The sequence below is a fragment of the Vreelandella sp. L-25 genome (assembly GCF_056857535.1).
Genome location: NZ_JBSXNH010000037.1, coordinates 1 through 4011, shown reverse-complemented (window position 1 = coordinate 4011; position 4011 = coordinate 1). Strand labels below are relative to the sequence as shown.

General features: G+C 49.2%; 5 protein-coding genes and 1 pseudogene. 4 read left to right on the top strand and 2 right to left on the bottom strand.

The annotated features are described in order from the left end of the window. A pseudogene (locus tag AC13CN_RS03310) lies at nt 1-456 on the bottom strand (phosphomethylpyrimidine synthase ThiC); the annotation flags it as partial. 206 nt (nt 457-662) lie between these two features. Between AC13CN_RS03310 and AC13CN_RS03305 the strand changes: the two are divergent. The 4 genes from AC13CN_RS03305 to AC13CN_RS03290 are packed head-to-tail and all read left to right on the top strand — an operon-like array spanning nt 663 to nt 3492. Beyond that, nucleotides 663-1268, top strand: coding sequence for a TetR/AcrR family transcriptional regulator (locus AC13CN_RS03305; protein ID WP_058576283.1), 606 nt, complete (start codon nt 663-665; stop codon nt 1266-1268). Further along, the gene (locus AC13CN_RS03300; RefSeq protein ID WP_483052989.1) at nt 1265-1639 is read left to right on the top strand and encodes a hypothetical protein; all 375 of its coding nucleotides are present in this window, start codon (nt 1265-1267) and stop codon (nt 1637-1639) included. Before AC13CN_RS03305 ends, AC13CN_RS03300 begins: the two co-directional genes overlap by 4 nt. After that, nucleotides 1591-2277, top strand: a complete 687-nt coding sequence (locus AC13CN_RS03295; RefSeq protein ID WP_044629026.1) for a hypothetical protein — start codon at nt 1591-1593, stop codon at nt 2275-2277. Before AC13CN_RS03300 ends, AC13CN_RS03295 begins: the two co-directional genes overlap by 49 nt. Before the next feature lie 12 nt (nt 2278-2289). Next, nucleotides 2290-3492: an MFS transporter gene (locus AC13CN_RS03290; RefSeq protein WP_052509929.1), complete on the top strand. Its 1203-nt coding sequence runs from the start codon at nt 2290-2292 to the stop codon at nt 3490-3492. Nucleotides 3493-3566: 74 nt separating this feature from the next. Here AC13CN_RS03290 and AC13CN_RS03285 read toward each other — a convergent pair. After that, nucleotides 3567-4011, bottom strand: a 445-nt coding sequence (locus AC13CN_RS03285; RefSeq protein WP_483052988.1) for a phosphomethylpyrimidine synthase ThiC, incomplete at its 5' end; no start/stop codon positions are given.

The following is a 4011-nucleotide window of genomic DNA, read 5'->3' as shown; positions in this document are numbered from 1 at the left end:
GCCGGTTTTTACGTCATCTTTATTGGGCAGGCCCAAGTGCTCTTTCGGCGTCACGTAGCAGAGCATGGCGCAGCCAAACCAGCCAATCATCGCCGCCCCAATGCCAGAGGTAATGTGGTCGTAGCCGGGGGCGATATCCGTCACCAGCGGCCCAAGCGTATAGAAGGGCGCTTCGTCGCAGTACTCCAGCTGCTTGTCCATGTTCTCTTTCACCAGGTGCATGGGCACGTGGCCGGGGCCTTCGATCATCACCTGCACATCGTGCTTCCAGGCAATGTGGGTGAGTTCGCCGAGGGTTTTCAGCTCCGCCATTTGCGCTTCATCGTTGGCATCGGCAATCGAACCGGGGCGCAGGCCGTCGCCGAGGGAGAACGCCACGTCGTACTGCTTGCAGATCTCGCAGATCTCCTCGAAGTGGGTGTAAAGGAAGCTCTCCTGGTGATGGTACAAACACCATTATTCCAAAAACATTGACTAGTTTCGCTTTTATAGTACGAATGGGCACAGTTTTTGCTACCTTCCTTACCTAGCGAAATGTCTCTGCCAGTTCATCCATCGCCCATGCTTCCCATCAACGTTTCCTGATTTTCGTTTAGGTCTTGACTCTCAGGATATTGGCATCTAGGTTTTAGACAGACCTGTCTGTACGGAGGTGTTTAATAGTGACGCATAATCCATCTTCACTCTCACGGCCTAGCGAACGCATTATTGAGGCTGCCAGTCGTTTGTTTTTTCGCCAAGGTTACTGTTCTACGGGAATTAATCAGATTATCAGCGAGTCGGGGGTTGCTAAGGCCAGTTTTTATACGCATTTCCCTAGCAAAGAGGCCCTTGCCATGGCTTGGCTTAGGCAGCGCGAAGAACGCTGGATTGAACAGCTAACTGAGCGAATTTCTCAGCATCAACTAACTGAGAAGCGGGTTTCCGCTATGTACACCATGTGGTACGACCAGATTCGCGAAGAAGGCTACCGTGGTTGTGGCTTTATTAATATGGCTGGGGAATTCAGCGATGAAAAGAGTCCGGTTAGGGCTCTCGTGCGTGATCACAAAGAGCGTGTAAGACAAGTTGTCGCCAATAATGTGCTGAATGAATATCGGCCCATGATGGAGCCCGAGGTATTTGACGAGTTGGTGAATACTATTTACTCACTTTTTGACGGTGCCATTATTCAAGCGCAAAACTTTATGCAGGATTGGCCGATTGACTCTGCAATGAAGACGTCTATGAAAACTCTTTCTCATTATCGTAGTGGAGCAGTCCTATGAATGGTACAGAATATGAAGATAACCTGGAGGTTATTGTTCGAGATTCTCTGGGTTGTTTTACTCCCTTATCTGCTGATCAGATTGATACTGTTAGTAATGCTAGCAAATACTCAATATCAGAGAATGACAGAGATGCAGGTAGCTCATCTCTAGAAGATGTCTTTGGGTATATGGCAGCACTCAATAAAATGGCTGTAAGTGGCAACGGGATATGTGCTGATCGTTCCGGAAATGCTTCCCTTCATGATAGCTTAATAAGTACAGCTGATTACATTTCTCATAAAGTCAATGGCGCTTCTCTCATAAAGTCAATGGCGCTTCGGTGCGCTACATTGAAATTGGTCCTGAGCCCTATAAAACAGAGCTTATAATAAAAAGATTAATTGGAAATGGTGTGGATTTAACAAGCTATATTGGTTTGGATATTAATCCAGAGTCAGAGAAAGCCATGCGTTTGGCGTTGGAACCGGTTGTCGGTAAACAACGGTTTAGTTATAAAATTAACGATTACAACGAATTGCAGTCTTCCAGTTTCGGCTTTCATGACGGTATTACAGTAGTTACTATGATGGGATTTCAAGAAGGAAATGAACTGCCCAGGAAAATGTTGAGGATACTTAAAAAGTTAACTAGCAAAGGTGATTTGCTGCTTTCCGAGATGCAGCTTTCTAGTTTGGCTGGCTGGAAACCAATAATTGATTTTTATAGCTTACAACCAATGAAACAATTTTCCCAAAAAATCTGCGAACGGGCTCAGCTTAAGCCAGCAGGTCAACATAGGATTTTCCTGACACCAATTGAGACTGAGCTAGGTCCAGTAATGACTGCAGCCACAGTCATACCGTATAAGCTATTTGATCATCATCGTTACCTGCTTACAAACTGTTGCCTTAAATATACTAAGGATCAGTTTCGCGCTGCACGCCAAAAAGAAAATGATTTTCAAATAGTTAAGGAGTTTTTTAGCGGCGATCAAACTGTCGCTTATCAATTAACACTGCGGAATTGAAAGGCCTGAAATATGGTTCTCTCCAGCTTACTAGTGCGTAACTCTGCCTTCAATATTGTCGGCGCGGGCTTGTTAATTGTGGCATCTACCTACGGGTTGTCGCGCTATACCTATGGCTTGTTCGTGCCCGCTATCAGGGATGATTTCAATTTAAGCCAAACGGCCGTCGGTGCGATTGGCAGTGCCTCCTATCTGGGGTATCTGCTGGCCACGTTGGTGAGTCCGCTGCTGGTTCGCCATTTTAATCCGCGTATGCCGATTATATTGGGTGGCATGACCGCAACGCTGGGCATGCTGTTGGTCGCGCTGGCGGGTAACCCGGTATGGTTAGCATTGGGGGTGACGCTTGCCGGTTGTAGTCCAGGCCTGGCGTATCCACCGCTTTCTGATGCTATCAAGCAACTCTGTCTCGCTGAAAAGCAAAGCCGCTATTACGCCATTATAAATTCCGGCACCAGTTTTGGGGTGATGGTTTCTGGCCCATTGGCCCTTATTGCGGGCCCTCAATGGCAACTGGCTTGGTTGTGCTTTGCATTTATCGCGCTGATCGCCACGCTGTGGAATTTTTTTATAATGCCGGGCAATGCGCCTAATCATGAGCTCTCAAACAGAGTGAAACCGGGCGCCTCCCAGGAGCCTATGTTTACCCTTGTGAGACGCAAGTTGAAAGATAGTTCGGTGCGTCGCCTACTGCTGGGTGCGCTTCTATTCGGGCTGGTAACCTCAATCTATTGGACGTTCTCTGTTGAGTTGATCGCGGGAGAAAAAAGCCTTTCTGATACAGGTAGGGTGATATTCTGGATTGTCGTGGGCATTGCCGGCGTGGCGGGCGGCTTGGCCGGAGAACTGGTGACTCACTTTGGACTGACCAAGGCATTGAAGTGGGCGACGCTGGCCATAGCTGCCTCGATAGCTTTACTCACCATTGCGAGTGACGGGATACTGATGCTAACGCTATCGGCGGTTTTGTTTGGCGCTACGTTTATTCTTATTACGGCGTTATACGGTATTTGGAGTGTCAGTTGCTTTCCAGAAGCTCCGTCCACTGGCTTTGGTCTAACCTTCTTTCTTATTTCTGCAGGTCAACTGATATCGCCCACCCTTGCCGGGCTTGGTGCCGAGATTTGGCAATTGACAGCGGTGTTTCAGGTCACCGCGATACTCTGTTTAGGTATCTTGTGGCTACTCCCGACCCAGGACGTATGGAGTATGTGACCAATAGCCTAATCCCGTTACCCCAGCACCCCGTCTTCTCGACGGGGTGCTGTTTTGATAGCGTGAGGTGAAGTTTAAACTTCCTGATACAGCCCGCTGCCTTTCTGGCGAAACTTCTCCGCCTGCTCCTCCATACCCTTCATTACCGCTTCCTGATCGCCGTTGAGGCCGTGCTCATTGGCGTAGTCACGTACTTCCTGGCTGATCTTCATGGAGCAGAACTTCGGCCCGCACATGGAGCAGAAGTGGGCTACCTTGGCGGAGTCTTTGGGTAGGGTTTCGTCGTGGTATTCACGGGCGGTGTCCGGGTCTAGCCCCAGGTTGAACTGGTCTTCCCAGCGGAACTCGAAGCGCGCTTTAGAGAGCGCGTTATCACGCCGCTGCGCCGCCGGATGGCCCTTGGCCAAATCCGCCGCGTGGGCGGCAATCTTGTAGGTGATGATGCCGGTTTTTACGTCATCTTTATTGGGCAGGCCCAAGTGCTCTTTCGGCGTCACGTAGCAGAGCATGGCGCAGCCA

Bases quoted from the DNA above. Each gene is read 5' to 3' on its own strand.
- AC13CN_RS03300 (WP_483052989.1), top strand. From the start codon at position 1,265: ATGAATGGTACAGAATATGAAGATAACCTGGAGGTTATTGTTCGAGAT.
- AC13CN_RS03290 (WP_052509929.1), top strand. From the start codon at position 2,290: ATGGTTCTCTCCAGCTTACTAGTGCGTAACTCTGCCTTCAATATTGTC.